Here is a 26229-nt window from a genome sequence, read left to right on the forward strand (position 1 = left end):
CGGCACCGGATCCACCACCGACCAGGATTCTCTTGGCCCTGAGTCACCGGATGAATACTTGACGCCGTTTCCGCTGGTGGAAACCGGAACCGCGACGATTCGTTGCGATGCTTCACTCGATTGAGGTATTCGCGCGGGTGATTTTCCTGACGTGCTTTGACTTCAGCTGCTGAAAGCGCCGGGGTTTAGGTCATCGGAGTGAACGGGAGCAACCATCCGTGGTGGTGGCCGTTGACCAGGGAGCTCCGGTGGACGGAGTTTTCCAGAAAGGACCAGCAAGTGATCAAGAAGATGATGGCTGCCGCGGCAGTCGCTGCTTCCGTCGTCGGTGCCTCTGCTGCGGCTGCCCCGCAGGCACTGGCGATCAGCGACGACGGCGGCACGACGTCCACCAGTGGCACCGGTGCCGTCCAGCAGTTCGGCAACTCGTCCACGAGCGGCAACATGAGCCCGCAGATGGCTCTCGTCCAGGGTTCCCTCAACAAGCCCTGCGTCGGTCTGCCCGCCAAGGCGAACCTCGGCTCCCTCGTCGGCGTCGTGCCGGTCACCGTCCAGGACATCCCGGTCCTGTCGGCCCCGCAGAACCAGCAGTGCGTCGAGAACTCCACCCAGGTCAAGGGCGACGAGCCGCTCTCGCACATCCTGGACGACATCCCGGTCCTGAGCGCCAACGGCACGAACAACGGCTGAGCAATCGCTCCATCCGTCTCACGACTACGCTCTTCGAAAGGAACGCGCATGAAGAAGCTGTGGGCGACCGCGGCCATCGCCGTCTCCGTCGTCGGTGCCTCAGCCGCGGCTGCCCCGCAGGCACTGGCGACCACCGACGACGGCGGCACCGCCTCCTCCAGCGGCGACAACGCCGCGCAGTACTTCGGCAACTCCGCCACGTACGGTGACATGAGCCCTCAGATGGCTCTCGTCCAGGGTTCCCTCAACAAGCCCTGCGTCGGTCTGCCCGCCAAGGCGAACCTCGGCTCCCTCGTCGGCGTCGTACCGGTCACCGTCCAGGACATCCCGGTCCTGTCGGCCCCGCAGAACCAGCAGTGCGTCGAGAACTCCACCCAGGTCAAGGGCGACGAGCCGCTCTCGCACATCCTGGACGACATCCCGGTGCTGACCGCCAACGGCACGAACAACGGCTGAATCCCCGGCTCTACGGCGGCGGGTCACCGGCTCTTCCGGTGACCCGCCGTTTTGGTGTCACTTCCGGTAGAGCTCCTCGATACGCTCCGCATAAGCGGCCTTCACGGCGTGCCGCTTGACCTTCAGGGACGGGGTGAGCAGGCCGTTGTCCTCGGTGAACTCGCCCTCGACCAGCGTGAACGCGCGGATCGACTCGGCGCGCGAGACGGCCTCGTTGGCGTGGTCGACGGCCCGTTGGACGTCGGCGCGCATCCGGGGATCCCGTACCACCTCGGACATCGGGGTGTCGGCGGGCAGTCCGCGGACGGACAGCCAGTGGGCGACCGCCTCCGGTTCCAGGGTGATCAGTGCGGCTACGAAGGGACGGTTGTCGCCGACCACGACGCACTGGCCGATCGGCGGGCGGCTGCGCAGCCGGTCCTCCAGGACGGCCGGGGAGACGTTCTTGCCGCCGGAGGTGACGAGGATGTCCTTCTTGCGGCCGGTGATGGTGAGATAGCCGTCCTCGTCGAGCGCGCCGAGGTCGCCGGTGGCGAACCACTCGTCCCGGAGCACGGCGTCCGAGGCCGCCGGGTTGTTCCAGTAGGCGCCGAAGACGATGCCGCCCTTGATCAGGACCTCGCCGTCGTCGGCGATGCGCACCGCGGTGCCGGGGACGGGCTGGCCGACGGTGCCGGGGCGGGGCCCGAGCGGGGGCACGATGGTGGCGGCCGCGCTGGTCTCGGTCAGGCCGTAGCCCTCGTAGACGATGATCCCGGCGGCGTAGAAGAAGAGGTTGAGGTCGCGGTCGAGCGGGGAGCCGCCGCTGATGGCGTACCGCATGCGGCCGCCGAGTTCCTTGCGGACGCGGCGGTAGACGAGCAGGTCGTAGAGGGCCCAGGCGGCGTACAGGGCGGGGCCCGGGCCCTTGCCCCTCTCGAGGAACTTGTCGAGGTAGGCGGCTGCGAAGCGGACGCCGACGCGGTCGGCACGGTCGAAGGAGGCGCCCCGGCCGATCTTCTCGGCGGTGGCACGGCCGGTGTCGTGGATCTTCTCGAAGAGGTACGGCACTCCGACCAGGAAGGTGGGGCGGAACTCCTTGAGGGCGGGCCGGAGTTCGTCGGGCTTGATGCTCGGGCAGTGGCCGATCTCGATACGGGCCATCAGACAGGCTATCTGCAGGGTGCGGCCGAGGATGTGGGCGAGCGGGAGGAAGAGCAGGGTGGAGGCCGACTGGCGGGTGACCTCCTTGAAGACGGGGTGCAGCAGCTCGACCGTGTTGGCGGCCTCGGCGTGCAGGTTGGCGTGGGTGAGCACGCAGCCCTTGGGCCGGCCGGTGGTGCCGGAGGTGTAGCAGATCGTCGCGATCGTGTCGGGCGTCAGGGCGGTACGGCGCTTGGTGACCTCCTCGTCGGGGACGTCCCGGCCGAGTGCGGTGAGCTCGGTGAGCGCGTCCTCGTCCACCTCCCAGGTGCGGGGCGGGGTCTGGTGGCCGGCGGTTCCGGTCCGCACCGTGGCGGTGTTGTCGGCGGTCTCGGTGACGACGAAGCGGGCGCCGGAGTCGCGGACGATCCACTCGACCTGCTCGGCGGAGGAGGTGGCGTAGACCGGGACGGTCTGGCCGCCGGCCGCCCAGACGGCGAAGTCGAGGACCGTCCACTCGTAGCGGGTGCGGGACATCACCGCGACCCGGCCGCCCGGTTCGAGGCCGGCCGCGATCAACCCCTTGGCGGCGGCGGTGACTTCGCGGGCGAACGCGGCGGCGGTGACCGGCTGCCAGCCCGTGTGCAGCCTGCGGCGCAGGACCACCGCGTCCGGGGCCTCGGCCGCGTTGGTGTAGGGCAGGTCTGCGGTGCTGCCGGTGGTGGGTGCCTTCGCCATCGGGGCGGTGCGGGCCTCGCGCACCGTGCCGGAGGCGTCCCTGACTACCTCGACCCTGGTACGCGCGGCCAGGTCACCGCGCTGTTTCGCCCGCTTCAGATCCTTGCGTACGCCCATGGCGGCTCCCGGTCGGCTCGGACTGGGAGCACAACTTACTCGTAAGTAAGGAAGAGTCAATGGGGCCGGGGATCACTTCATGCTGCTCGCCTCGTCGATCGCCTCCGCCAGCTGGTCGACGTCCTGGTCCTCGGTCTTCTTCGCCAACGCGTGGGCGCGCTCGCCGAGTTCGCCGAGACCGGGGTTGCCGGGGAGGGAGCCGGTGTCGTCGGGCTCCGAGGAGCGGCTGCGCAGGATGTCGGCGAAGTAGCCGGCGACCGCGGTGACCTGGAAGCGGCTGGGGGCGCTCCACACGTCCTCGTGCAGGGCGTCGGTCTCCAGCTGGCCGGACTCCTCGTGCGGGGCGCGGGACTTCGGGTCGAGCCAGCGGACGCTCGCGGTGGCGAGATGGCCGTCGGCGCCGGGCTTGGTGCGCACGGCGTACAGGGCGGTGACGGTGTGGCCGGGGCCGACCTCGCCGCCGTCGACGTTGTCGTCGCGGAAGTCCTCGTCGGCGACCTCGCGGTCCTCATAGCCGACGAGGTGGAACTCGGCGACGGTCTCCGGGTCGAAGGCGACCTGGGCCTTGGCGTCCCGGGCGGTGAGCTCGATGTTCTGCGGGAGCTGGTCGACGAAGACCTTGCGGGCGTCGTCGTCGCCGGAGACGTAGGCGGTGTGGCCGTCGCCCTTGTCGGCGAGGCGTTCCATCAGGGCGTCGCCGTAGTCGCTGCCGACGCCGACCCCGAAGAGGGTGATGCCGTGGTCGCGGCGTTCGCGGGAGACGCGTTCGAGGATGGAGTCGGCGTGCGTGTCGCCGGTGTTGGCGAGGCCGTCGGAGATCAGCACGACCCGGTTGGTGGCGCCCTCGCGCAGGCCGTCGGTGGCGGTGGCGTAGCCCTTCTCGACGCCCGCGCCGAGGTTGGTGGAGTCCTCGGTCTCGAGGTCGTCGACGGCGTCGTGGACCCGGCCGCGGTGGCCGCCGAGGCGGGTCATCGGCAGGACGGTCCGCGCCTCGTCGCTGAAGGTGACCAGGGCGACCGAGTCGTCGTCGCCGAGCTGGTCGGTCATCGTGTCGAGGGACTTCTTCGCGAGGTCGAGGCGGCCGGGCTCGGCCATGGAGCCCGAGACGTCGACGACGAAGGTGAGCGCGGCGGGCGGGCGTTCGCCGGAGTCGGCGGCGCGGGTGGCGAGGCCGACCCGGACCAGTGACCAGCCGGCCTTGTCGGTGCGGGCTCCGTCGACGGTGACCGAGAAGCCGTCGCCGTCGGGACGGTCGTAGTCCTGGCGGAAGCTGTTGACGAACTCCTCGGGGCGCACCTGCGAGGGGTCGGGCAGCCGGCCGTCGGCGAGGACCCGGCGGGCGTAGCCGTAGGAGGCGGTGTCGACGTCGAGGGCGAAGGTGGAGAGGTGGTCGGCGGACGGGCTGTCGTCCGGGCTCTCGGCGCGCTGCTCCCCGGCCGCCGCCGAGCCGGCCGGGGCCGGGAGGCCGCCGGTGCGGTTCGAGCGGTCCGCCGAACTGCTGCTGTCCTGGCCCGCGCCGCACGCCGTGAGCAGCAGGCCGCCCGTCGCCGCGAGGGCGAGCAGGGCGACGCGCAGCCGTCGGGTACGACGGTGTGCCGTGCCGGGCCCTGGTGTTGGGTACCGCTGCTCCATCGTCCGTGCCCCCTCTGCCGATTGACCGGTGGTTCGAAAACGGCCGTGTTGGCGTCGCCGTCTGTGACTGTGACGGCGGAGGGGGTCGGAACGTGCGTGACGAACCGTTGCGGATGGATCTCGAAGCGGCCACGATCATGGCCCGCCGAGACCGGTGGGTGACCCTCCGTTGACCTAGGAGACCACGTCCTTGCGGGCGAAACCGCGGAAGGCCAGGGCGAACAGGACGAGCGCGTACGTTATGGAAATCGCCGTGCCCTGGATCATGCCGGACCACTCCGGGTGCGGCTGGACGGCGTCCGCCCAGGCGAACTGCCAGTGCGCGGGCAGGAACTCCCGCCAGTGGCCGAGGGCCGTGACGGCGTCCAGGACGTTGCCGACGATGGTCAGGCCGACCGCGCCGCCGACCGCGCCGAGCGGCGCGTCGGTCCTGGTGGACAGCCAGAACGCCAGCCCCGCGGTGACCAGTTGGGACACGAAGATGTACGCCACCACCACCAGCAGGCGCTGCGTGGCCGTGCCGGTGTCCAGCGCGCCGCCGGTGGGTATCTGCAGCGGGCCCCAGCCGTAGGCGGCCGTGCCGACGGCCAGGGCGACCACCGGCAGCAGGATCATCGCGGCGAGGCTGAGGCCGAGTCCGACGACGAGCTTGGACCACAACAGGCGGGCACGCGGCACGGGCGCGGCCAGCAGATAGCGCAGGGAGGACCAGCCGGCCTCCGAGGCGACCGTGTCCCCGCAGAACAGGGCGACCGGGATGACCAGCAGGAAGCCGGCCGACACGAACAGGTTGACGGCGGCGAAGTTGGCGCCGGACGCCGTCGCCGTGTCCATCAGCGTCACCTGGCCGTTGTCCCGGCTCGGGCTGCCGATCGCGAAGGCGATCACCAGCACGAACGGCAGCGCGGCGAGGATCGCGCCCACGACGAGCGTGCGGCGGCGCTTCAACTGCCGTACCAGTTCTACCCGCAGGGGCAGGGTGCGGCCCGCCCGGTAACCGGAGGCGGTCTCGGTGCGCTCGACGAGCGTGCTCATGCGGAACCTCCGATCAGGGTGAGGAAGGCGTCCTCCAGGCGGCGGTGCGGGCCCACCGACTGGACGGGCACTTCGAGCCGTACGAGTTCCACGACCAGGCGCTGCGCGCTGCCGTCGGGGTCGAGCCGGACCAGGAGGCCGCCGTCGGCGGGCACCGCGGAGGCGACGCCGGGCAGGGTGGCGACCTTCTCGACGACCGGCTCCTCCACGGGCGCGGCGGTGCCGACGAGCAGGGTGTCGCCCGAGCCGACGATCTCCCCGACCGGGCCCGCCTGGACGAGCCGGCCGCGGTCCATGACGACCAGGTGCGTGCAGGACTGCTCGACCTCCGCGAGGAGGTGGCTGGAGACGATGACCGTACGGCCGGCGGCGGCGTAGCGGATCATCACCTCGCGCATCTCGCGGATCTGCGGCGGGTCCAGGCCGTTGGTCGGTTCGTCGAGGATGAGCAGGTCCGGCAGGCCCAGCATGGCCTGGGCGATGGCCAGGCGCTGGCGCATGCCCTGGGAGTAGGTGCGCACGGCCCGGGCGAGCGCGTCGCCGAGCCCGGCGATCTCCAGCGCCTCCTCCAGATGGGCGTCCTCGGGCGGGCGGCCCGTGGCCTGCCAGTACAGCTCCAGGTTCTCCCGGCCGGACAGGTGCGGCAGGAAGCCCGCGCCCTCCACGAAGGCGCCGACCCGGGAGAGGACCGGGGCGCCGGGGCGGATGGCGTGGCCGAAGACGCGGATCTCGCCGGCGTCCGGCTTGATCAGGCCCATCAGCATGCGCAGGGTGGTCGTCTTGCCCGCGCCGTTCGGTCCCAACAGGCCGAGGACCTGGCCCTTCTCGACGCGGAAGGTCACCTCCCGCACCGCGTACCGGTCGGCGGAGCGGGCGTACCGCTTGCTGAGGCCGGTGATCTGCAGCGGGATGTCGGCGAGCTCGGGGTCGGGCGGCGGTGCCGCGGTCGTGCGGCGGCGGCTCGTCAGGAGCAGGGCCAGGGCGATGACGGCGCCGGCCAGCGGCAGCCACCACACCCAGGACGGCAGCGGGGCGGCGGCGGTCGTCACCCCGGGGGCCGTCGGCACGGTCAGGTCGCCCTTCAGCGAGACGGTGTACGTCGCCGGGGCGGTCGGGGAGGCGTAGCCGAGGTCGGTGGAGGCGAGGACCAGGCGGAGCCGGTGGCCCTGGTCGACCTCGTGGTCGATGGCCGGGAGGGTGATCGTGACGTCCTTGCCGGCCTTGGCGCCCTCGACGCGGACCGGCGTCACCAGCTGCGAGGGCAGCACGGGGGTGCCGCCGCCGGGCCCGACGTCGTAGACCTTCGCGAAGAGCACGGCGTCGTCGCTCGTCGACTTCACGTGCACGGTGACGGTCGGCGATCCGGTGATGCGCAGGCCGGTCCTGAGCGGCGCCGACTCGAACCGGGCGTACTGGCCGGGGAAGTCCAGCGAGACGCCGACGCCGAGCGAGGACAGCTGGGCGAGGCCGCCCGCGCCGCCGAGACCGGGCAGGGCCGAGACCCCGGGCGGGGTGGCGCCGGGCGGGTTGTCGAAGCGCTGCTGGCTGCCGCGCAGGGCGACCGTGCGCCGCCCGCTCTCCAGACCCGGGTAGGTGGTGTCGGTGGCGCCGCGCAACCGGGCCGCGCCGGTGGTGGAGTCGACGCCTCCGGTGCGGGTGACGCGGAAGGCCGGGCCGGTGTCGGTGGCCTTGTCGTCCTTGAGGTACCGGTCGAACCAGGCACGCACGCGTGACTGCGTCCGGCCGGTCTCCATGTCGCCGCCGTCGTGCCCGCCGGCGATCCAGTCGACGTCCACCGGGGCGCCGTTGGCGCGGATCGCCTTCGCGGCGGCGTCCGCCTGGCCGAGCGGGAAGAGGGAGTCGGTCTGGCCCTGCATCAGCAGGGTGGGCACCTTGACGCGGCTGCCGACGGCGGAGGGGGAACGGGCCTGGAGCAGCTCACGGGCCTGGGCGTCGGGCCTGCCCGACTCGGCGACCCGCTCGTACATCCGGCACAGCTGCGGTTCGAACTTCTCGCAGCCGCCGCCGGAGTTGACGAAGATGCCGGCCCACAGCTTCTTGAAGACGCCGTTCGGGAACAGGGCGTCCGCGAGGTTCCAGTAGGTGATCGCCGGGGCGATGGCGTCCACGCGCCGGTCGTAACCGGCGGCGAGCAGGGAGATCGCGCCGCCGTACGAGGCGCCGGCGACGCCCACGCGCGGGTCGCCGGGCTTGTCGAGCTGGACCTGGGGCTGCTTGGCCAGCCAGTCGATGAGCCTGGAGACGTCCGCGACCTCGCCCTTGGGGTCGTTGAGGCCGATTCTGCCCGTGGACCTGCCGAAGCCCCGGGCCGACCAGGTCAGTACCGCGTAGCCGTCTCTGGCGAGGTCCTCCGCCTGCTGCCGCACGTCCTGCTTGCTGCCGCCGAAGCCGTGGGCCAGCAGCACGGCGGGCCTGCGGCCGGCGGGGCCGGACGTGAAGTACGAGGTGTCGATGCGGACACCGTCGATGGCCATGATGCGGTCGGTCTCGTGCACCGGGGGCTTGCTGTCCGAGGCGACGGCCGTCCATGTTCCCGCGCCCGCGAGTACGACGACGGCGGCCCCGGCGGCCAGCAGCCGTCGGGGCCCCCGCAGCAGCCCTCGCGGGTGGGGCAGTCGAAGATCCATGCGTCAACGGTACGGGGTGTCGCTGACAGTGGGGGCAGACCCTGGGGGGAGCTGTGGATGACGACGTACCGCAGTTGGTGTACGGCTGCGAGCTCGGTGGGTATCCGTGATCTGCCGGGTGCGGGTGCGTGGGGTTGATCGCGCGCACGCGGCGGTAGCCGCATATCGATACAGCCCCGCGCCCCTGGGCGCCCCTGCGGGGCGATCAGGCTTGCTGGTCCTCCGGGAGTGACACCAGCCACCTCGTGGCCTTGCGGGGGCGGAGGTACAGGGCCCAGTACAGGGTTGCGGCCGCTGTGATGCCGCCCGTCCAGAGGAGGTAGGTCGTTTCCTGCTGGGTGAGGATGTAGGCGAGGACCGCGATGAGGAGGACCGGCATCGCGGGCCACAGGGGCATGCGCCAGGCCGGGGTGTGCTTGTGGGCGCCGCGGCGGGAGAGGAGCGCGGCGACCGCGACCAGGAGGTACATGCCGGTCACCGAGACGCCCGTGACGCCGTACAGGGTGTCCAGGTTGACGAAGCAGAGCAGCGCGCCGGGGACGCCGACGGCGAGCGTGGCGACCCAGGGGGAGCCGAAGCGGCCGAGCTTGGCGAAGACGTCGTTGACCGGCTGGGGCCAGGCCTTGTCGCGGGCCGAGGCGAACAGGACGCGGGAGTTCTGGATGACCATGACGATGCCCGCGTTGATGATCGCGAGGGCCACGCAGAGGCTGACGAAGGTGCCGACCGCGGAGTTGGACCAGGCGGTGACCATGGAGCTGATGTCGCCGCCGGTCAGCTCGGAGATGTCGGAGGCGCCCAGGGTGATCGCCACCACCGGGACCAGGATGATCACCGTCGAGATGGCGAGGGTGGCCAGGACGGTGCGGGCGACGTTGCGGCGCGGGTGCTCCAGTTCCTCGGAGAGGTAGACGGCCGTCGAGAAGCCCTGGGTGACGAAGAGGGCGATCGCCAGTCCCGACACCACCAGCATGGCGGTCACCGTGTCCGTGTGGCCGTGCGCGCCCGTCACCTGCATCGAGGTGAGGCTGCCGAGGCCGCGGTGGCTGTGGGTGAAGCCCAGCAGCGCGACGACGCCGGCCGCGATGACCTCCAGGACCAGGAAGATGCCGGTGATCCAGGCGTTGGCGCGCAGGTCGAGCAGGCCCGCGAGGGTGGCCAGGAGCATCACGCCGGCGCCGGTCATGGCGGGGTCGAGGTGGACGACCGGGGCGAGGTAGTCGGCCGTGCCCATCGCGATCACCGGCGGCACGATCATGACGACCAGCAGCGAGAGGACGAAGACCAGCCAGCCCGCGAGCCGGCCCGCCAGCGTCGAGACCATGGCGTACTCGCCGCCCGCGCTGGGGATGAGGGTGCCCAGCTCGGAGTAGCAGAACGCCACGGCGATACAGAGGAGGGAGCCGATGGCGATCGTCAGGGCGGTGGCGGTGCCGAGCGAGCCGAACATGTCCGGGACGACCACGAACAGCGTGGAGGCCGGGGTGACGCAGGAGAGGGTCAGGAGGGTTCCGCCGACGACCCCGATGGAGCGCTTGAGCGCCCTGGGGCCGGTGTCCGTCGCCTCGGGGACGGCGGTGTCGACAGGGCGGAGCGTGTCGGTCATACGGCGGATTCCGATCGACTCGTGCGGATGCCTCCGGCGGCTGCGGTGATGCTGCATGGAACCCCGACGAAAACCGAGGCGTCAATAGGCGTTTACCTACGGAATCCGTAGATCGAGAGTCTTGTGACGCGCGTATACAGCACTTCATGCCGCTGGTTGCTCCGTGTTGGGGCATACGGGAACCGCAGGGCCGCGGCGAAAAAAGTGGGCCCGGGAGCAGTAGGTCTGCTCCCGGGCCGGGGTGCCGGACGGTGTCGTCAGTGGTTGCGCGGGAAGCCCAGGTCCACGCCCGCGGGGGCGTCGGCCGGGTCGGGCCAGCGGGTGGTGACGACCTTGCCGCGGGTGTAGAAGTGCGTGCCGTCGTTGCCGTAGATGTGGTGGTCGCCGAAGAGGGAGTCCTTCCAGCCGCCGAAGCTGTGGTAGCCGACGGGGACCGGGATCGGGACGTTCACGCCGACCATGCCGGCCTCGATCTCCAGCTGGAAGCGGCGGGCGGCGCCGCCGTCCCGGGTGAAGATCGCGGTGCCGTTGCCGAACGGGGAGGCGTTGATGAGGGCCACGCCGTCCTCGTAGGTGTCCACGCGCAGCACGGTCAGGACGGGGCCGAAGATCTCGTCCTGGTAGGCCTTGGCGGTGGTCGGCACCTTGTCGAGCAGGGAGATGCCGATCCAGTGGCCGTCCTCGAAGCCCTCCACGGTGTGGCCGGTGCCGTCGAGGACGACCTCGCAGCCCTCGGCGGCGGCGCCGGAGACGTAGGAGGCCACCTTGTCGCGGTGGACGGCGGTGATCAGCGGGCCCATCTCGGAGGTGGGGTCGTTGCCGGGGCCGATCTTGATCTTCTCGGCCCGCTCGCGGATCTTCTCCACCAGTTCGTCGCCGATCGCGCCGACCGCGACGACCGCGGAGATGGCCATACAGCGCTCGCCCGCCGAGCCGTAGGCGGCGGAGACGGCCGCGTCGGCCGCCGCGTCCAGGTCGGCGTCCGGGAGGACCAGCATGTGGTTCTTGGCGCCGCCCAGGGCCTGCACGCGCTTGCCGTTGGCGGAGGCGGTGGTGTGGATGTAGCGGGCGATCGGGGTCGAGCCGACGAAGGAGACGGCCTTGACGTCCGGGTGCTCCAGGAGCCGGTCCACGGCCACCTTGTCGCCGTGGACGACGTTGAAGACACCGTCGGGCAGGCCGGCCTCGGCCAGCAGCTCGGCGATCTTGATCGAGGCCGAGGGGTCCTTCTCGGACGGCTTGAGCACGAAGGTGTTGCCGCACGCGATGGCGATCGGGAACATCCACATCGGGACCATCGCCGGGAAGTTGAACGGCGTGATGCCCGCGACCACGCCGAGCGGCTGGCGGATCGAGGCCACGTCGACCCGGGTGGCGACCTGCGTCGACAGCTCGCCCTTGAGTTGCACGCTGATGCCGCAGGCCAGGTCGACGATCTCCAGACCGCGGGCGACCTCGCCGAGCGCGTCGGAGTGGACCTTGCCGTGCTCGGCGGTGATCAGCTCGGCGATGGCGTCCCGGTTGGCGTCCAGCAGCGCACGGAACTTGAACAGGATCTCCGTACGCCTGGCCAGCGAGGACTGGCCCCAGGTGGCGTAGGCGTCCTTGGCGGCCGCGACCGCCGCGTCGACCTCCTCGACGGAGGCGAAGGCGACCTTCGTGGTGACCGCGCCGGTGGCCGGGTCGGTGACCGGCCCGTGGTTTCCCGACGCACCTTCGACGGTCTTGCCGCCGATCCAGTGGTTGACGATCTTCGTCATGCCCGGTTTCTCCTTCACAGATGGCGGCGTCGGGTGGAGACGTGCCGTTCGTAGAGCTCTCGTGCCTTGACCGCCGACGGCCTGGTCGCGGTCTCGGCCACAGGTACATCCCACCAGGCCTGCGCGGGAGGCGCCCCCGACACTGTGTCTGCCGTTTCGGTCTCGACGTAGACACATGTGGGCGTGTCGGCGGCGCGGGCCTCGGCGAGCGCCTCGCGCAGGTCCGAGACCGTCTTCGCGCGCAGGACGCGCATGCCCAGGCTGGCGGCGTTGGCGGCCAGGTCCACGGGCAGCGGCGCCCCCGTGTACGTGCCGTCGTCGGACGGGAAGCGGTAGGCGGTGCCGAACCGCTCGCCGCCGACCGACTCGGACAGGCCGCCGATCGAGGCGTACCCGTGGTTCTGGATCAGCAGGACCTTGATCGCGACGCCCTCCTGAACGGCGGTCACGATCTCCGTCGGCATCATCAGATAGGTGCCGTCGCCGACCAGGGCCCACACGGGCCGGTCGGGGGCGGCCAGCTTCACGCCGATGGCGGCCGGGATCTCGTAGCCCATGCAGGAGTAGCCGTACTCCAGGTGGTACTGGTCCCGCGAGCGCGCCCGCCACAGCTTGTGCAGGTCGCCGGGGAGGGAGCCGGCCGCGTTGACGAGGATGTCGCTCTCGTCGACGATCGCGTCGAGCGCGCCCAGCACCTGCGGCTGCGTCGGCCGTACGTCCGGCTCGTCGGCCTCGAAGCAGGCGTCGACGCGCTGCTCCCAGCGCTCCTTGTCCTCGGTGTACTCGGCGACGTAGGAGGCGGCGACCCGGTGGTCGTGGATCTCCAGGGCCTGGGTCAGCTCCTCCAGGCCGCTGCGGGCGTCCGCGACCAGCGGCAGTCCGGCGAGCTTGTGGCCGTCGAAGGGCGCGATGTTGAGGTTGAGGAAGCGGACGCCCTCGCCGCCGAAGAGGGTGCCGGAGGCGGTGGTGAAGTCGGTGTAGCGGGTGCCGACGCCGATCACCAGGTCGGCGGTGCGGGCGAGTTCGTTGGCGGTGGCCGTGCCCGTGTGGCCGATCCCGCCCACGTCCTGGGGACGGTCGTACCGCAGGGAGCCCTTGCCGGCCTGGGTGGAGGCGACCGGTATGCCGGTGCTCTCCGCGAACTCCGCGAGCGCTTCCTCGGCCCGGCTGTGGTGGACACCGCCGCCGGCCACGACGAGGGGCCGGCGCGCGGACCTGATCGCCCGGACCGCTTCGGCGAGTTCGGTCGGATCGGCACCGGGACGTCGTACGGCCCAGGTCCGCTCGGCGAAGAACTCCTCGGGCCAGTCGTGGGCCTCGGCCTGGACGTCCTGCGGGAGGGCGAGGGTGACGGCGCCGGTCTCGACGGGGTCGCTGAGCACCCGCATGGCGTTGAGGGCCGACGGGATCAGGGCTTCCGGCCGGGTGATCCGGTCGAAGTACCTCGACACCGGGCGCAGGCTGTCGTTGACCGACACATCGCCCGCGTACGGCACTTCGAGCTGCTGGAGGACCGGGTCGGCGGGGCGGGTGGCGAAGACGTCGCCCGGCAGCAGCAGGACCGGGAGGTGGTTGATCGTCGCGAGGGCGGCGCCGGTGACGAGGTTGGTGGCGCCGGGGCCGATGGACGTCGTCACCGCGTGGGTGGACAGCCGGCCCGATTGACGCGCGTAGCCCACGGCCGCGTGCACCATGGCCTGTTCGTTGCGGCCCTGGTGGTACGGCATCTCGTCGCGGTGTTCGAGGAGCGCCTGGCCGATGCCCGCCACGTTGCCGTGGCCGAAGATGCCCCAGGTGGCGCCGATCAACCGCCGTCGCTCGCCGTCGCGTTCGGTGTACTGGGCGGACAGGAAGCGGACCAGCGCCTGTGCCACGGTCAGCCGGATCGTCATCGGTACCCCTCCGTGTGGTCCGGGTGGAAGCAGATCCGCCACTCCCGTGTCTCACCCGGTCCCGCCATGACGTTGAGGTAGTACATGTCGTGGCCGGGCTGGGCGATGGACGGGCCGTGCCATCCGTCGGGGACGAGGACGGCGTCGCCGGAGCGGAGCTCGGCGAGGACGTCGGATCCGCCCTCACGGGAGGGAGATACGCGCTGATAGCCGAAACCGTTCGGGCCGGCGATCTCGAAGTAGTAGATCTCCTCCAACTCCGCTTCCACGCCGGGCCGGTGCTCGTCGTGCTTGTGCGGTGGGTACGAGGACCAGTTGCCGCCGGGAGTGATCACCTCGACGGCGATGAGCTTGTCGCAGTCGAAGGCGTCGGCTGAGGCGAAGTTGCGGACGTGCCGCAACTGCGTGCCGCTGCCGCGCTCTTCGACGGGGACCTCCGGCGCGGGGCCGTAGCGGGCGGGGAGTCGTCGCTCGCACTTCGCTCCTGCCAGGGCGAAGCGGCCTCCCGCGCCGGAGGCGATCTGGACCCGGGCGTCACGGGGAACGTAGGCGAAGTCGCTGGCCGACTCGAAAACGCTTGCCCTGCCCAGGAGTTGGAACTGCTCATCCGCCGTTTGCACCGTACATCCGCCTTCCAGCGGAAGCACGATCCACTCGCTGTCACCGGTGGTGAACGTGTGTGTACCGCCCGGCGCCAGCTCCACGATCCGCAGGCTGCAGTACTCCCAGCCGGCACGCTTGGGATCGACGTCGAACGCGTAGTCGGCGTCGCCGGTGGCGCCCCGCGGAATGTACAGCCCGTCGCTGCTCATACGGCCCTCACAGCAGTCCTACGGCGGTGTCCACGGCGGCGGCCACATCGCCGTCCGCGGGGTACAGCAGCGAACGGCCGACCACCAGCCCCCGTACGGTGGGCAGTTGGAGGGCGCCGCGCCACTTCTCGTACGCCCCGTCCTGGTCGTCGCCGACCTCGCCGCCCAGCAGCACGGCGGGCAGCGTGGACGTCTGCATGACCTCGGCCATGTCGTCGGGGTTCTCGGTGACCGGCAGCTTCAGCCAGGTGTAGGCGGAGGTCCCGCCGAGGCCGGAGGCGATGGCGATGGACCTGGTGACGGCCTCGGCGGACAGGTCGTTGCGCAGCCGGCCCTCGTCGGTGCGGCGGCTGATGAACGGCTCGACGAACACGGGGAGCCGGCGGGCCGCCATGGCGTCGATGGCGCGGGCGGTGGACTCCAGTGTGGTCAGGGAGCCGGGGTCGTCGTAGTCGATGCGCAGGAGCAGCTTGCCCGCGTCGAAGTTCAGCCGCTCGATGTCCTCGGGGCGATGGCCGGTGAAGCGGTCGTCGAGCTCGAAGCCGGCGCCCTGCAGGCCGCCGCGGTTCATCGAGCCCATGACGACCTTGCCCTCCAGCGCGCCGAGCAGCAGCAGGTCGTCCAGGATGTCGGCGGTCGCGAGGACTCCGTCCACGCCGGGCCGGGAGAGCGCCAGGCACAGACGTTCGAGGAGGTCGGCGCGGTTGGCCATGGCGAACCTGCGCTCCCCCACCCCGAGCGCGCCCCGGGCCGGGTGGTCGGCGGCCACGATCATCAGACGGCCGCTCTCCCCCACCAGCCCCCTCCGGGTACGGCGGGCGGCGGCCTCGGCGATCGCCTCGGGGCGGTGGGTGCGCAGACGGACCAGCTCCGTCACGTCGACGGTCACAGGACGGCTCCCGCGGTGAGCGCGGCCTCGATCTCGGCCGGGGTCGGCATGGCGGAGGAGCACTCCAGACGGGAGGCGACGATCGCGCCGGCCGCGTTGGCGTGCCGCATGATCGTCTCCAGGTCCCAGCCCTCCAGCAGCCCGTTGCAGAGCGAGCCGCCGAACGCGTCACCGGCGCCGAGTCCGTTGAGGACCGTGACCGGGAGGGGCGGGACCTCGGCGGACTCGCCCTTGCTGTTGACGGCGAGGACGCCCTTGGGGCCCTGCTTGACGACCGCCAGCTCCACACCGGCGTCCAGCAGCGCCTGCGCGGCGGCCCGCGGTTCGCGCACGCCGGTCGCGACCTCCACCTCGTCCAGGTTGCCGACCGCGACGGTGGTGTGACGCAGGGCCTCCTGGTAGAAGGGGCGCGCGGAGGCGGGGTCCGTCCAGAACATGGGGCGCCAGTCGAGGTCGAAGACCGTCGTACCGGCCTTGGCCCGGTGGGCAAGCGCCGCGAGCGTCGCCGTACGGCTGGGCTCCTCGCTCAGGCCCGTGCCGGTCACCCAGAAGACGCGCGCCTCGTGGATGGCGTCGAGGTCCAGCTCATGGGCGTCGATCTCGAGGTCGGGCGCCTTGGGCTGCCGGTAGAAGTACAGCGGGAAGTCGTCCGGCGGGAAGATCTCGCAGAACGTGACCGGCGTGGGCAGGCCCGGGACCGGGGTGACCCAGCGGTCGTCGACGCCGAAGCCCTGAAGGGCCTCGTGCAGATAGGTACCGAACGGGTCGTCGCCGGTGCGGGTGATCACCGCGGTGTTCCGGCCCAGGCGGGCGGCGGCCACCGCGACGTTCGTCGCCGAGCCGCCGAGGAACTTGCCGAAGCTCGTCACCTGCGGCAGCGGTACGCCGGTCTGGAGCGGATACAGGTCCACACCGATCCGCCCCATGGTGATCAGGTCGTACGCCATCGGCTTCCCTTCGTTGCGGCTCTCTCCGCGTTTGTAGCCCCGGACGAGGAGCCCTGTCAACATTTTGTCCAGACATACGGACGAGACCTTGACAGCGCTTACCGGTCCCCGGAAGCTGACCGGCATGAGTTCCCTGTCACCCCAGTCCTCACTGTCCCGCATCCGGATCGGATCGGCGCCCGACTCCTGGGGCGTCTGGTTCCCGGACGACCCCAAGCAGGTTCCGTGGCAGCGGTTCCTCGACGAGGTGGCGGACTCCGGCTACGAGTGGATCGAGCTGGGCCCGTACGGGTACCTGCCGACCGACCCCGCGGTCCTCACCGAGGAGACCGCACGGCGTGGCCTGAAGGTGTCCGCCGGAACCGTGTTCACGGGCCTGCACCACGGCGAGTCGGTGTGGGACAAGACCTGGGCGCACGTCGCGGACAACGCGGTGCTCGCGCAGGCCATGGGGGCGTCCCACCTGGTGGTCATCCCGTCCTTCTGGCGGGACGACAAGACCGGCGAGGTGCTGGAGTCCGACACGCTGACGGCCGAGCAGTGGCGCAATCTGACCACGCTGACCGAGCGGCTGGGCCGTGAGGTGCGGGAGCGGTACGGGCTGCAGATCGTGGTGCACCCCCATGCCGACACGCACATCGACAGCGAGGAGAACGTGGAGCGGTTCCTGTACGGGACCGACTCCTCGCTGGTCTCGCTGTGCCTGGACACCGGGCACTACGCGTACTGCGGCGGCGACAGCGTGAAGCTGATCGAGACGTACGGGGAGCGGATCGGGTACCTGCATCTGAAGCAGGTGGATCCGGAGATCCTGGCGGACGTACGGGCGAAGGGGACGCCGTTCGGGCCGGCCGTGGCGCAGGGCGTCATGTGCGAACCGCCTGCCGGTGTGCCTGCGTTGGGGCCGGTGCTGGAGGCTGCGCAGAAGCTGGACGTCGACCTGTTCGCGATCGTCGAGCAGGACATGTACCCGTGCGATCCGGACAAGCCGCTGCCGATCGCTCAGCGGACCCGGGCGTTTTTGAGGTCTTGCGGGGCGTAAGGGTACGTAGGGGCGCCTACTCGTCTGCCGGGAACGCTTCGTGAGCGGGTGCGGCTTCGTTGTGGCTTGTCGCGCCCACGCGGCGGAGCCGCACATTGATACTGTTCCGCGCCCCTTGGGGGGTTGCAGCATGGTGGGATGACGAGTGCCGTGCAATCTCGGTCCGGACGCGGGCCCGGGGGAACCTGGGAGACCGTGCTGGCTCGGCCGCATCCGGCGTTGCGGCCCGGGGTGATCAGTTATCGCGGGCTGAAGCTGGCCCTGGACCGGCCTCGGCGGCGGCTGGAGGTGCCGATCGGGGCCGCGACCCTGTTGCTCGGGTTCGACGCGTCCGTGCGGATCACCCGGGCCGGGCGGCCGACGTCCACGCTCGTGTCGGTGTACTGCGGGCCCACGACCACGCCGGCCGTCGGCGAGCACGGCGGGCGGTTGTCGGGGATCGAGGTGCTGCTGACGCCCTGGGCGGCGTTCACGCTGTTCGGGACCCCGCAGTACGAGCTGACGGACCGTACCGTCGATCCCGACGAGCTGCCGCATGTGCTGGGCACGCGCGCGGTGGGCGACCGGCGCAACACCGTCGGTGAACTGGCCGCCGCACTGGCCTCGTTGCCGACCTGGGAGGCCCGGTTCCGGCTGCTGGACGACGTCTTCGTCCGCTGGTCGCGGGCGGGGACGCCGAGTTCGGCGCGGGTGGTGCGGGCCTGGTCGGAGCTGGTGCGGACGGGCGGTGCGATGCCGGTACGGGACCTGGCCGACGACGTGGGCTGGAGCGTACGGCAGTTGGAGAACCGTTTCCGGGAGCAGATCGGGCTCGGGCCCAAGGTCGCGGCGCGGGTGCTGCGCCTGCAGCGGGCGCGGCGGCTGCTGGCGCAGGGGCGCGGGCAGGCGGAGACGGCGGCGATCTGCGGGTTCTACGACCAGGCCCATCTCAGCGGCGAGTTCAGGGCGATGACCGGGTGCACACCGCGTGAGTTCACGACGGCCCGGGCACTGCCGCCGGTGTCGCAGCCCGGGGTGCCGACGGCCGACCGGATGACCGGCGAGGCGACGAGTCTGTTGCTGACGTCGGCCCGCAGTTCGGTTTTTTCCAAGACCGGCAGGGTCCGCTGACTGCACGCTGATCGTCCGGCGGCCGGTCCTCGGGGGGAGATCACCGCCGACGGCACCCGCACAGGGGAAGCGGGGGAGCCGGTGGGCCGGGCCCGGCGCAGCGGACCCGGCCCACCCTGCGCCGACCGCTCGCACGCGGCATGGAAAACCCCGTGAAGTCAACGCGCCGCGCCCGTGAGGCCGCGTATGCCTTTGCGGCACTCGTGTCACAAACACCCCCCTCGTGTCACACATGTCACGGGTTCGCGGGTCCCGCGTCACACCCCGAGCACAGGCCCTGACCCGTCCCGAGCCGTGTCGTTCACGGGTCACAGGTTTGTGATCGCCAGCGCAGCGCCCGGCTCCCCCGACGGCCGCCCCCGGCCGCTCCGTGGTGCGCGCAGGGAGGTGCACCTCATGACCGACCGACGGCTCTGGTCGTACAAGGAGATCGCGGCGCACATCAAGGTGCAGCCGGACACCGTGCGTTCGTACCGCAAGCACGGGCTGCTGCCCCCGCCGGACCACGTCGAGGGCGGCAAGCCCTTCTGGTACGCCGACACGGTCCGCGCCTGGGTCGCCTCCCGCCCCGGCAACCGGGGCCGCAAGGAAGCCTGACCACCCCTTGGGCACCACGCGGGCACCACCCGGGCCCCGCCACCCCCCGTGCGGCACACCGTGCTTCCCGGCCGGCAAGGAGCCGCGCTCAGCTCCACGGTTCGATGACCGTCACCCCCGCTCCCGGTGCCGTCCCCATCGCCGTCAGGGCGGCCGGGGTCGCGTCCAGGCCGATGGTGGAGGTGACCAGGAGGTCGGGCCGAAGGACGCCCGCGCGGACCAGTTCCAGCATCGGCGGGTAGGTGTGCGCGGCCATGCCGTGGCTGCCGAGGAGTTCCAGTTCCAGGGCGATGGCGCGGGCCATGGGGACCGGGGTCGTGCCGTCCGGGGAGGGCAGCAGGCCCACCTGGACGTGGCGTCCGCGGCGGCGCAGGCCGTTCACCGACGCCGCGCAGGTCGCCGGCGAGCCGAGGGCGTCCAGGGAGAGGTGTGCGCCGCCGCCGGTCAGGTCGCGGATCGCCGCCGCCGTGTCCGGCACGCGCGTGGCGTCCACCACGTCCGCCGCCCCGAACTTCCGCGCCAGGTCCAGCGCCGCCGGTGACACGTCGACGGCGACCACCCGGGCGCCGGATGCCGCCGCGATCATCACCGCGGACAGCCCCACGCCACCGCAGCCGTGCACCGCGACCCACTCCCCCGCGGCGACCCGGCCCTGCTGCACCACCGCCCGGAACGCCGTCGCGAACCGGCAGCCGAGCGCTGCCGCCGTGGCGAACGACAGCTCCCGCGGCACGGCCACCAGGTTCACGTCCGCGTGGTCCAGCGCCACGTACTGGGCGAAGGAGCCCCAGTGCGTGAAGCCGGGCTGGGTCTGCCGCTCGCAGACCTGCTGGTCGCCCGCCGCGCATGCGCCGCAGGTTCCGCAGGCGCACACGAAGGGGACGGTGACACGGTCGCCGGGGCGCCAGTTGCTCACGCGGGCGCCGACGGACTCGACGACGCCGGCGAGTTCATGGCCCGGGACGTGCGGGAGGGTGATGTCCGGGTCGTGGCCCTGCCAGCCGTGCCAGTCGCTGCGGCAGAGGCCGGTGGCTTCCACGCGGACGGTCACTCCGTGGGGCGCCGGGTGGGGGTCGGGGACTTCACGCACCTCCGGGGGTTCACCGTATTGCTCGAAGACCACCGCTCGCATCTGCCATCCCCTCGCCGTCGTTCTCTGCGGGTCCATCGTGGCTGGTCGCACCGTTACCCGCGCCCCTGGGGGGCGCGCTCGGAGCACCCTCGCTCAGGCCGAACCGTGCGTGGAGCCTCCGCAGTGGCTTCGGCGCCCACCAAGTGGCGGCCCCCGTCAGTCTCATCACCGCCGGTACCAGCAGGCTGCGGACGATCATCGCGTCCATCAGGACCGCCAGTGCGATGCCGAGGCCGAGCATCTTGGTGTTGGTGACGCGGGAGGTGCCGATGGCCACCATCACCACGGCCAGGATCACCGCCGCCGCCGTGATCAAGCCGCCGGTGCGCTGCAGGCCGTGGCGGACCGCCGCGTTGTGGTCGCCCGTTCTGTCGTACTCCTCCTTGATGCGGGAGAGCAGGAAGACGCCGTAGTCCATGGAGAGGCCGAAGGCCACGCAGAACATCAGGACCGGGAGGGTCGTCTCGATGGAGCCGGGGCTGGTGAAGCCGAGCAGGCCCGAGAGGTGGCCGTCCTGGAAGACCCAGACCACCGCGCCGAACATCGCCGTCAGGCTGAGCGCGTTGAGCAGCACGGCCTGGACGGGTATCAGCACGCTGCCGGTCAGGAGGAAGACCAGGAGCAGGGTGACGACCGCGATGACGGCGGCGGCCCATGGCAGGCGCTCGGCTATGGCGTGCTTGGAGTCGACCAGTACGGCCGCCGTGCCGGTCACCTTGGTGGCGAACGGGGCGTCCGCGGCACGTACCTGACCGACCAGACGCTGGGCCGTGTCGTCCACGGCCTCGCCCTTCGGCAGCACCGTGAAGTACGCGGAGTCGCCCCTCACCAGCGGGCCGTCCACCCGCAGCACACCGGGAAGACCGGCGATCCGGTCCTTGTACGCGGCGTACTGCGCTTTCGTCGCCCTGCCTTCCGCGAGCACTTCCAGGCCGCCTCCGGGGTTGCCGGGGAAGCCGTCGCGGATGTGCTGCTGGACGATGTGCGACTCGGCGGTCGAGGGGAGCTGGCGGTCGTCCGCGGTGCCGAACTTCACGCCGAGGAAGGGCAGTCCGAGCAGGACCAGCACGGCCGTCGTCGCCAGGGCGAAGAACGGCGCCCGGCGCATCACCAGGGCCGCCGTGCGCGCCCAGGCGGTGCCCTCCTCGCCGGAGGTCCTGGCCGGGCGTCCGCGCCGGAACACCGTGCGCAGGTCGAGGGAGTTGACGCGGTGGCCGAGCAGCAGGAGGGCCGCCGGGAGCAGGATCAGGGCGGCCGCAGCGGCCAGCAGGACCACCGCCATCCCGGCGTAGGCGAAGGACCGCAGGAAGTACTGCGGGAAGACCAGCATCGCGGCGAGGGAGACGGCGACCGTGAGGGCCGAGAAGAGGACCGTGCGGCCGGCGGTGCGCAGGGTGGTGGCGACGGCCGTGGGCGGCTCGGCCCCGGTGGACAGTTCCTCCCGGAAGCGGCGGACGATGAACAGGGCGTAGTCGATGGCGAGGCCCAGGCCGAGGGCCGTGGTGAGGTTCAGGGCGAAGACGGAGACGTCCGTGAACTCCGTCAGGCCGCGCAGCACCGCGTTCGTGCCGAGGATCGCCACGATGCCGATGCCCAGCGGCAGCAGCGCCGCGATCGCCGAGCCGAAGACCATCACCAGCAGCACGAGCGTGACCGGCAGGGCGATCATCTCGGCGCGGGCGAGGTCCTCCTTGATGATCGTCTGCATCTCGCCGCGCACCGCGACCATGCCGCCGACCTTGACCTGGACCGGGCCGTGCGTGCCGCGGTAGTGGGGCGCCATGCGCTCCAGGGTGTCGCTCGCCGTCTTCTCGTCGCCGCTGATGTGCGCGGCGATCAGCGCCTCGTGACCGTCCTCGGATCGCAGCGCGGGTGACTTGGTCTGCCAGTACGAGCCGACGCCGATGACGCCCTTCTCGGCGGCGAGGCGGGTGGCGAGGCGCTGTGCCTCGGCGGCGACGGCGGGGGCGTCCACCGAGGCGCCGCCCGAGTCGACAAGGAGCAGGAGGTTGGGCTGGGAGTCCGGGAACTCGCGCTCCAGGGCCTTGGTCGCATAGGTCGACTGGGCGGCCGGGTCCTCCCAGCCGCCGCTGCCCAGCCGGTCGGCGACCCCGCTGCCGGCGAGCACGGCGAGGGCGGTGATCACCAACGCGACCAGCAGTGACAGCCGCGGTCGGGCGGTCACGAACCGGGTCCACCCGCCGGGCCGGGGTGGACTGCTGGGTTCGTTGTCGACTTCGGTCATGGTGCGGTGTCCCCTTCACCGTGGAAACCGTAAACTGACAAACACGAGAGATCGCTCGCATTTGATCCACCCCCAGAATGCGAGCGACCGCTCGTGTTTGTCAATCGTGTTCGGAGAGCTGGGGATAACGCGTGCCCGACAACCAGCAGAAGGAGCAGCCGCGCCGCCGTCAGGCCCGCGGGGAGCGCCGGGTGGCCCAGCTCCTCGAAGCGGCTGCGACCGTGTTCGTCACGACCGGCTACACGGCGGCCAGCACCAACGCCATCGCCCGCGAGGCCGGCGTCTCGCCCGGCACGCTCTACCAGTTCTTCCCGAACAAGGAAGCGATCGCGATCGAGCTGGGCGACCGGCTGATGCACGAGATGCGGGAGACCTACGGCGAGGCGCTCGCCCCGATAGACCCGGCGACCCCACTGGAGCAGGCGGTCGGCGCCGCCGTCGACCGGTTCATCGCGTTCAACTGCGACCACCCGGTCTTCTTCGCGCTGATGCACGGCCCGGACGTGCCCGGCCGGATCGCCGAGGAGCACGACGTGCTGCACGCGACCCTGCTCGGACGGATCGAGGGACTGCTCGGCAGCTTCCTGCCCGACGCCCCCGCCGCCGATCTCACCCGCACCGCGCAGGTCTGCTTCGGGATGTACAAGGCGGGGCTCGAGCTGGTCCTGGCCCACGAGGGCGCCGAGCGCGACGCGTACACCCGGGAGATCAAGAACGTCCTGATCCGCTATCTCGAGCCACTGGTGGGCGACCGGCTGGGCCGAACCGCGGGCGGCTCCTCGTCGATTCATACCCCCTAGGGGTATAGTGTGAGTGGTAGGGGCCCCACCGTGGGTCCCGCAGGCCCCACACGCCTCGACGAGGAGAACGACATGACCGCACAGTCCGACACCCAGGGTTCCGTCACCACCGTCTACAAGGTGAGCGGGATGAGCTGCGGACACTGCGAGGGCTCCGTCTCCAGCGAGATCTCGGAGCTCCCCGGTGTCACCTCGGTCAAGGCCGTCGCCTCGGCCGGCGAGGTCACCGTCGTCTCCGCGGCCCCGCTCGACGAGGCCGCGGTGCGCGCCGCGGTGGACGAGGCCGGTTTCGAGCTCGTCGGCCAGGCCTGAGCGGCCGCCCCTTACCGTTCTGTTCTCCGACCGGGCCGCGCCGACCAGCTGATACTGGCTCCGCGTGGTCCGGTCCGATGTCTGGAGTCCGGACATGACCAGTACGCCCACCGAGACACCCCCGGCCGACGCGGCGGAGGTCGAGCTGCTGATCGGCGGCATGACCTGCGCCTCCTGCGCGGCCCGCGTCGAGAAGAAGCTCAACCGCATGGACGGGGTCACCGCCACGGTGAACTTCGCGACGGAGAAGGCCAAGGTCAGCTATCCCGCCGGCATCCAGGTCGCCGACCTGATCGCCACCGTCGTCAAGACCGGCTACACCGCCGAGGAGCCCGCGCCGCCGCAGCCCGTCGAGCCCGTCGAGCCAGTCGAGGGGGAGCCGCAGGCCGCCGAGGACGATCCCGAACTCGCCTCCCTGCGTCAGCGCCTCACCGTCTCCGCCCTGCTCGCGGCCCCTGTCGTCGCGCTGTCGATGATCCCCGCCCTGCAGTTCGACAACTGGCAGTGGCTGGCGCTCACCCTCGCCGCCCCCGTCGTCGTCTGGGGCGGTCTGCCCTTCCACCGGGCCGCCTGGACGAACCTCCGGCACGGCGCCGCGACCATGGACACGCTGGTCGCGGTGGGCACGCTGGCGGCGTTCGGCTGGTCCCTGTGGGCGCTGTTCTTCGACGACGCGGGCATGACCGGCATGCACGACGAGTTCCGGTTCAGCGTCTCGCGCACCGACGGAGCCTCCACGATCTACCTGGAGGTGGCCGCCGGAGTCGTCGCGCTCATCCTGCTGGGCCGCTATCTGGAGGCCCGCGCCAAGCGGCGCTCGGGGGCCGCGCTCAGGGCGCTGATGGAACTGGGCGCCAAGGACGTGTCCGTGCTGCGCGACGGGCGCGAGGTGCGCGTCCCGGTGTCCCGGCTGGCCGTGGGGGATCGTTTCGTCGTACGCCCCGGGGAGAAGATCGCGACCGACGGCACCGTCGTCGAGGGCGCCTCCGCGGTGGACGCGTCCATGCTGACCGGAGAATCCGTGCCGGTGGACGTCGGCGTCGGCGACACGGTCACCGGGGCCACGGTCAACGCCGGCGGACGGCTGGTCGTCGAGGCCACGCGCGTGGGCGCGGACACCCAGCTCGCGCGGATGGCGCGGCTGGTGGAGGACGCGCAGAACGGCAAGGCTCAGGTGCAGCGGCTCGCCGACCGGATCTCGGCGGTCTTCGTGCCAGCCGTCATCCTCATCGCCCTCGTCACCTTCGGGACCTGGCTCGGCGTCACCGGCGACACCGCCGCCGCGTTCACGGCGGCCGTCGCGGTCCTGATCATCGCCTGCCCGTGCGCGCTGGGCCTGGCCACTCCGACCGCGCTGATGGTCGGCACGGGGCGTGGCGCCCAGCTCGGCATCCTGATCAAGGGCCCCGAGGTGCTGGAGTCCACGCGCCGCGTCGACACGGTCGTGCTCGACAAGACCGGCACGGTCACCACGGGCCGGATGACCCTCCAGGAGGTGTACGCCGCCGACGGCACCGACGAGAAGGAGGTGCTGCGACTGGCGGGCGCCGTCGAGCACGCCTCCGAGCACCCGGTCGCCCGCGCCGTCGCCACGGGCGCCGAGGAGCGGCTCGGACGGCTGCCGGAGGTCGACGGCTTCGAGAACGTGCCGGGCCGGGGCGTCCGCGGCCGTGTGGACGGCCGTGACGTGGCCGTGGGGCGCCTCCACGACGCCCTGCCGCCGGAGCTGGCCCGCGCCCGGGACGAGGCCGAGAGGGGCGGTCGTACGGCCGTCGTGGTCGGCTGGGACGGGGTGGCACGTGGTGTCGTGGCCGTCGCCGACGCGGTGAAGCCGACCAGCGCCGAGGCGGTGCGCGGGCTGCGCGCGCTGGGCCTGACGCCGGTGCTGCTGACCGGGGACAACCGGACGGTGGCCGAGGCGGTGGCCCGGGAGGTCGGGATCGAGCAGGTGATCGCGGAGGTCCTGCCCGAGGACAAGGTGGCCGCCGTACACCGGCTGCAGGACGAGGGACGGGTCGTCGCGATGGTCGGCGACGGCGTCAACGACGCGGCCGCGCTCGCCGCCGCCGATCTGGGCCTGGCGATGGGCACCGGGACGGACGCGGCGATCGAGGCGGGCGACCTGACGCTGGTGCGCGGTGATCTGCGGGTGGCCGCGGACGCGATCCGGCTGTCGCGCAGGACGCTGTCCACGATCAAGGGAAACCTCGTATGGGCGTTCGGGTACAACGTCGCCGCGCTGCCGCTGGCCGCCGCGGGGCTGCTGAACCCGATGATCGCCGGGGCCGCGATGGCCTTCTCATCCGTCTTCGTGGTCACCAACAGTCTCAGATTGCGGACGTTCCACTGAACTCCGGCCAAGTTACTGCCGGTTACGGGCACCTGAAGTAAGAGCACCCCTAGAGTCCGGCGCTGGGCTCACATAAGCTCTTCACAAGGCTCGCGCATCATCCTTACGCTGGGGTCCCGATCAACGCGTCGGGGCTCTTGCGTATCAAACGGACAAATGCAAGAGACGCAGATCACAGTGATGTGAACGTAACCATCGAAGGGGTTCGAAGGTCTAAGTTGGCGATGTCGGAGAGCGTCTTGGGGGGCGCGAACCGGCATCTGGAGTCGTCTTGGGGGACTTCTCCAGAGATGCGTT

Annotated in this window: 20 protein-coding genes; 8 read left to right on the forward strand and 12 right to left on the reverse strand. The window is 71.4% G+C overall.

Translation table 11 applies throughout. The features are described from left to right. Nucleotides 1-279: 279 nt before the first annotated feature. Nucleotides 280-690: a rodlin gene (locus MKW14_RS06705; RefSeq protein ID WP_240859748.1), complete on the forward strand. Its 411-nt coding sequence runs from the start codon at nt 280-282 to the stop codon at nt 688-690. Between the two features lie 48 nt (nt 691-738). Continuing rightward, nucleotides 739-1146, forward strand: a complete 408-nt coding sequence (locus MKW14_RS06710) for a rodlin (RefSeq protein WP_240859750.1) — start codon at nt 739-741, stop codon at nt 1144-1146. Nucleotides 1147-1203: 57 nt separating this feature from the next. On the opposite strand, the gene MKW14_RS06715 is transcribed toward MKW14_RS06710, so the two are convergent. The 10 genes from MKW14_RS06715 to iolC all read right to left on the reverse strand — a co-directional run bounded on the left by MKW14_RS06715 (nt 1204) and on the right by iolC (nt 16344). Then, nucleotides 1204-3123: an AMP-dependent synthetase/ligase gene (locus tag MKW14_RS06715; RefSeq protein ID WP_240859752.1), complete on the reverse strand. Its 1920-nt coding sequence runs from the start codon at nt 3121-3123 to the stop codon at nt 1204-1206. Between the two features lie 72 nt (nt 3124-3195). Further along, entirely contained in the window at nt 3196-4755 is a 1560-nt protein-coding gene (locus MKW14_RS06720; RefSeq protein WP_240859753.1) for a vWA domain-containing protein, read from the reverse strand. Nucleotides 4756-4929: 174 nt separating this feature from the next. Further along, nucleotides 4930-5790: an ABC transporter permease gene (locus MKW14_RS06725; RefSeq protein WP_240859754.1), complete on the reverse strand. Its 861-nt coding sequence runs from the start codon at nt 5788-5790 to the stop codon at nt 4930-4932. After that, a complete protein-coding gene (locus MKW14_RS06730) occupies nt 5787-8438 on the reverse strand; it encodes an alpha/beta fold hydrolase (protein WP_240859755.1) in 2652 nt (883 codons plus the stop codon). The genes MKW14_RS06725 and MKW14_RS06730 overlap by 4 nt, the downstream gene beginning before the upstream one ends. A gap of 205 nt (nt 8439-8643) precedes the next feature. Then, nucleotides 8644-10044 (reverse strand): APC family permease, encoded by a 1401-nt coding sequence (locus MKW14_RS06735; protein ID WP_240859756.1) that lies wholly within the window; start codon nt 10042-10044, stop codon nt 8644-8646. Between the two features lie 257 nt (nt 10045-10301). Continuing rightward, nucleotides 10302-11804, reverse strand: coding sequence for a CoA-acylating methylmalonate-semialdehyde dehydrogenase (mmsA, locus tag MKW14_RS06740; RefSeq protein WP_240859762.1), 1503 nt, complete (start codon nt 11802-11804; stop codon nt 10302-10304). Between the two features lie 14 nt (nt 11805-11818). Continuing rightward, nucleotides 11819-13696 carry a 3D-(3,5/4)-trihydroxycyclohexane-1,2-dione acylhydrolase (decyclizing) gene (gene iolD / locus MKW14_RS06745; protein ID WP_240859764.1) on the reverse strand — a complete coding sequence of 626 codons (1878 nt, stop codon included), beginning with the start codon at nt 13694-13696 and terminating at the stop codon, nt 11819-11821. Continuing rightward, the gene (gene iolB, locus MKW14_RS06750; protein WP_240859766.1) at nt 13693-14508 is read right to left on the reverse strand and encodes a 5-deoxy-glucuronate isomerase; all 816 of its coding nucleotides are present in this window, start codon (nt 14506-14508) and stop codon (nt 13693-13695) included. Before iolB ends, iolD begins: the two co-directional genes overlap by 4 nt. 7 nt (nt 14509-14515) lie before the next feature. Continuing rightward, on the reverse strand, nt 14516-15397 hold the full coding sequence (locus tag MKW14_RS06755) for a Cgl0159 family (beta/alpha)8-fold protein (RefSeq protein WP_240859768.1): 882 nt from the start codon (nt 15395-15397) through the stop codon (nt 14516-14518). Further along, nucleotides 15394-16344, reverse strand: a complete 951-nt coding sequence (iolC, locus tag MKW14_RS06760) for a 5-dehydro-2-deoxygluconokinase (RefSeq protein ID WP_240859769.1) — start codon at nt 16342-16344, stop codon at nt 15394-15396. Before iolC ends, MKW14_RS06755 begins: the two co-directional genes overlap by 4 nt. Before the next feature lie 124 nt (nt 16345-16468). On the opposite strand from iolC, the gene MKW14_RS06765 reads away from it, so the two are divergent. The 3 genes from MKW14_RS06765 (at nt 16469) to MKW14_RS06775 (ending at nt 19093) form a co-directional block, all read left to right on the forward strand. Then, nucleotides 16469-17386, forward strand: coding sequence for a sugar phosphate isomerase/epimerase family protein (locus MKW14_RS06765; RefSeq protein ID WP_240859770.1), 918 nt, complete (start codon nt 16469-16471; stop codon nt 17384-17386). Between the two features lie 261 nt (nt 17387-17647). Next, nucleotides 17648-18496, forward strand: a complete 849-nt coding sequence (locus tag MKW14_RS06770; RefSeq protein ID WP_240860441.1) for a helix-turn-helix domain-containing protein — start codon at nt 17648-17650, stop codon at nt 18494-18496. Between the two features lie 396 nt (nt 18497-18892). Next, nucleotides 18893-19093 (forward strand): helix-turn-helix transcriptional regulator, encoded by a 201-nt coding sequence (locus tag MKW14_RS06775; protein WP_208784039.1) that lies wholly within the window; start codon nt 18893-18895, stop codon nt 19091-19093. A gap of 88 nt (nt 19094-19181) precedes the next feature. On the opposite strand, the gene MKW14_RS06780 is transcribed toward MKW14_RS06775, so the two are convergent. Both MKW14_RS06780 and MKW14_RS06785 read right to left on the reverse strand, forming a co-directional pair. Continuing rightward, on the reverse strand, nt 19182-20225 hold the full coding sequence (locus MKW14_RS06780) for a zinc-dependent alcohol dehydrogenase family protein (RefSeq protein ID WP_240859771.1): 1044 nt from the start codon (nt 20223-20225) through the stop codon (nt 19182-19184). Further along, entirely contained in the window at nt 20194-22470 is a 2277-nt protein-coding gene (locus tag MKW14_RS06785; protein WP_240859773.1) for an MMPL family transporter, read from the reverse strand. Before MKW14_RS06785 ends, MKW14_RS06780 begins: the two co-directional genes overlap by 32 nt. 131 nt (nt 22471-22601) lie before the next feature. On the opposite strand from MKW14_RS06785, the gene MKW14_RS06790 reads away from it, so the two are divergent. The 3 genes from MKW14_RS06790 (at nt 22602) to MKW14_RS06800 (ending at nt 25932) form a co-directional block, all read left to right on the forward strand. Further along, nucleotides 22602-23270 (forward strand): TetR/AcrR family transcriptional regulator, encoded by a 669-nt coding sequence (locus MKW14_RS06790; protein WP_240859775.1) that lies wholly within the window; start codon nt 22602-22604, stop codon nt 23268-23270. A gap of 72 nt (nt 23271-23342) precedes the next feature. Beyond that, nucleotides 23343-23582 (forward strand): heavy-metal-associated domain-containing protein, encoded by a 240-nt coding sequence (locus MKW14_RS06795; protein ID WP_240859777.1) that lies wholly within the window; start codon nt 23343-23345, stop codon nt 23580-23582. A 94-nt stretch (nt 23583-23676) separates the two neighbouring features. Beyond that, complete coding sequence (locus tag MKW14_RS06800) at nt 23677-25932, forward strand: heavy metal translocating P-type ATPase (protein ID WP_240859780.1); 2256 nt, start codon at nt 23677-23679, stop codon at nt 25930-25932. The last annotated feature ends 297 nt before the right edge of the window (nt 25933-26229 follow it).

The sequence above is a fragment of the Streptomyces gilvus genome (genome assembly GCF_022513565.1).
Classification (GTDB): Bacteria; Actinomycetota; Actinomycetes; order Streptomycetales; family Streptomycetaceae; genus Streptomyces; species Streptomyces gilvus.

What these genes read in the sequence shown, in the direction of transcription:
- MKW14_RS06725 (WP_240859754.1), bottom strand. Translation starts at nt 5,790, where the DNA reads ATGAGCACGCTCGTCGAGCGCACCGAGACCGCCTCCGGTTACCGGGCG.
- MKW14_RS06710 (WP_240859750.1), top strand. Translation starts at nt 739, where the DNA reads ATGAAGAAGCTGTGGGCGACCGCGGCCATCGCCGTCTCCGTCGTCGGT.
- iolD (WP_240859764.1), bottom strand. Translation starts at nt 13,696, where the DNA reads ATGACGATCCGGCTGACCGTGGCACAGGCGCTGGTCCGCTTCCTGTCC.
- MKW14_RS06720 (WP_240859753.1), bottom strand. Translation starts at nt 4,755, where the DNA reads ATGGAGCAGCGGTACCCAACACCAGGGCCCGGCACGGCACACCGTCGT.
- MKW14_RS06715 (WP_240859752.1), bottom strand. Translation starts at nt 3,123, where the DNA reads ATGGGCGTACGCAAGGATCTGAAGCGGGCGAAACAGCGCGGTGACCTG.
- iolB (WP_240859766.1), bottom strand. Translation starts at nt 14,508, where the DNA reads ATGAGCAGCGACGGGCTGTACATTCCGCGGGGCGCCACCGGCGACGCC.
- MKW14_RS06775 (WP_208784039.1), top strand. Translation starts at nt 18,893, where the DNA reads ATGACCGACCGACGGCTCTGGTCGTACAAGGAGATCGCGGCGCACATC.
- MKW14_RS06785 (WP_240859773.1), bottom strand. Translation starts at nt 22,470, where the DNA reads ATGACCGAAGTCGACAACGAACCCAGCAGTCCACCCCGGCCCGGCGGG.
- MKW14_RS06765 (WP_240859770.1), top strand. Translation starts at nt 16,469, where the DNA reads ATGAGTTCCCTGTCACCCCAGTCCTCACTGTCCCGCATCCGGATCGGA.
- MKW14_RS06800 (WP_240859780.1), top strand. Translation starts at nt 23,677, where the DNA reads ATGACCAGTACGCCCACCGAGACACCCCCGGCCGACGCGGCGGAGGTC.
- MKW14_RS06795 (WP_240859777.1), top strand. Translation starts at nt 23,343, where the DNA reads ATGACCGCACAGTCCGACACCCAGGGTTCCGTCACCACCGTCTACAAG.
- iolC (WP_240859769.1), bottom strand. Translation starts at nt 16,344, where the DNA reads ATGGCGTACGACCTGATCACCATGGGGCGGATCGGTGTGGACCTGTAT.
- MKW14_RS06735 (WP_240859756.1), bottom strand. Translation starts at nt 10,044, where the DNA reads ATGACCGACACGCTCCGCCCTGTCGACACCGCCGTCCCCGAGGCGACG.
- MKW14_RS06730 (WP_240859755.1), bottom strand. Translation starts at nt 8,438, where the DNA reads ATGGATCTTCGACTGCCCCACCCGCGAGGGCTGCTGCGGGGGCCCCGA.
- MKW14_RS06780 (WP_240859771.1), bottom strand. Translation starts at nt 20,225, where the DNA reads ATGCGAGCGGTGGTCTTCGAGCAATACGGTGAACCCCCGGAGGTGCGT.
- mmsA (WP_240859762.1), bottom strand. Translation starts at nt 11,804, where the DNA reads ATGACGAAGATCGTCAACCACTGGATCGGCGGCAAGACCGTCGAAGGT.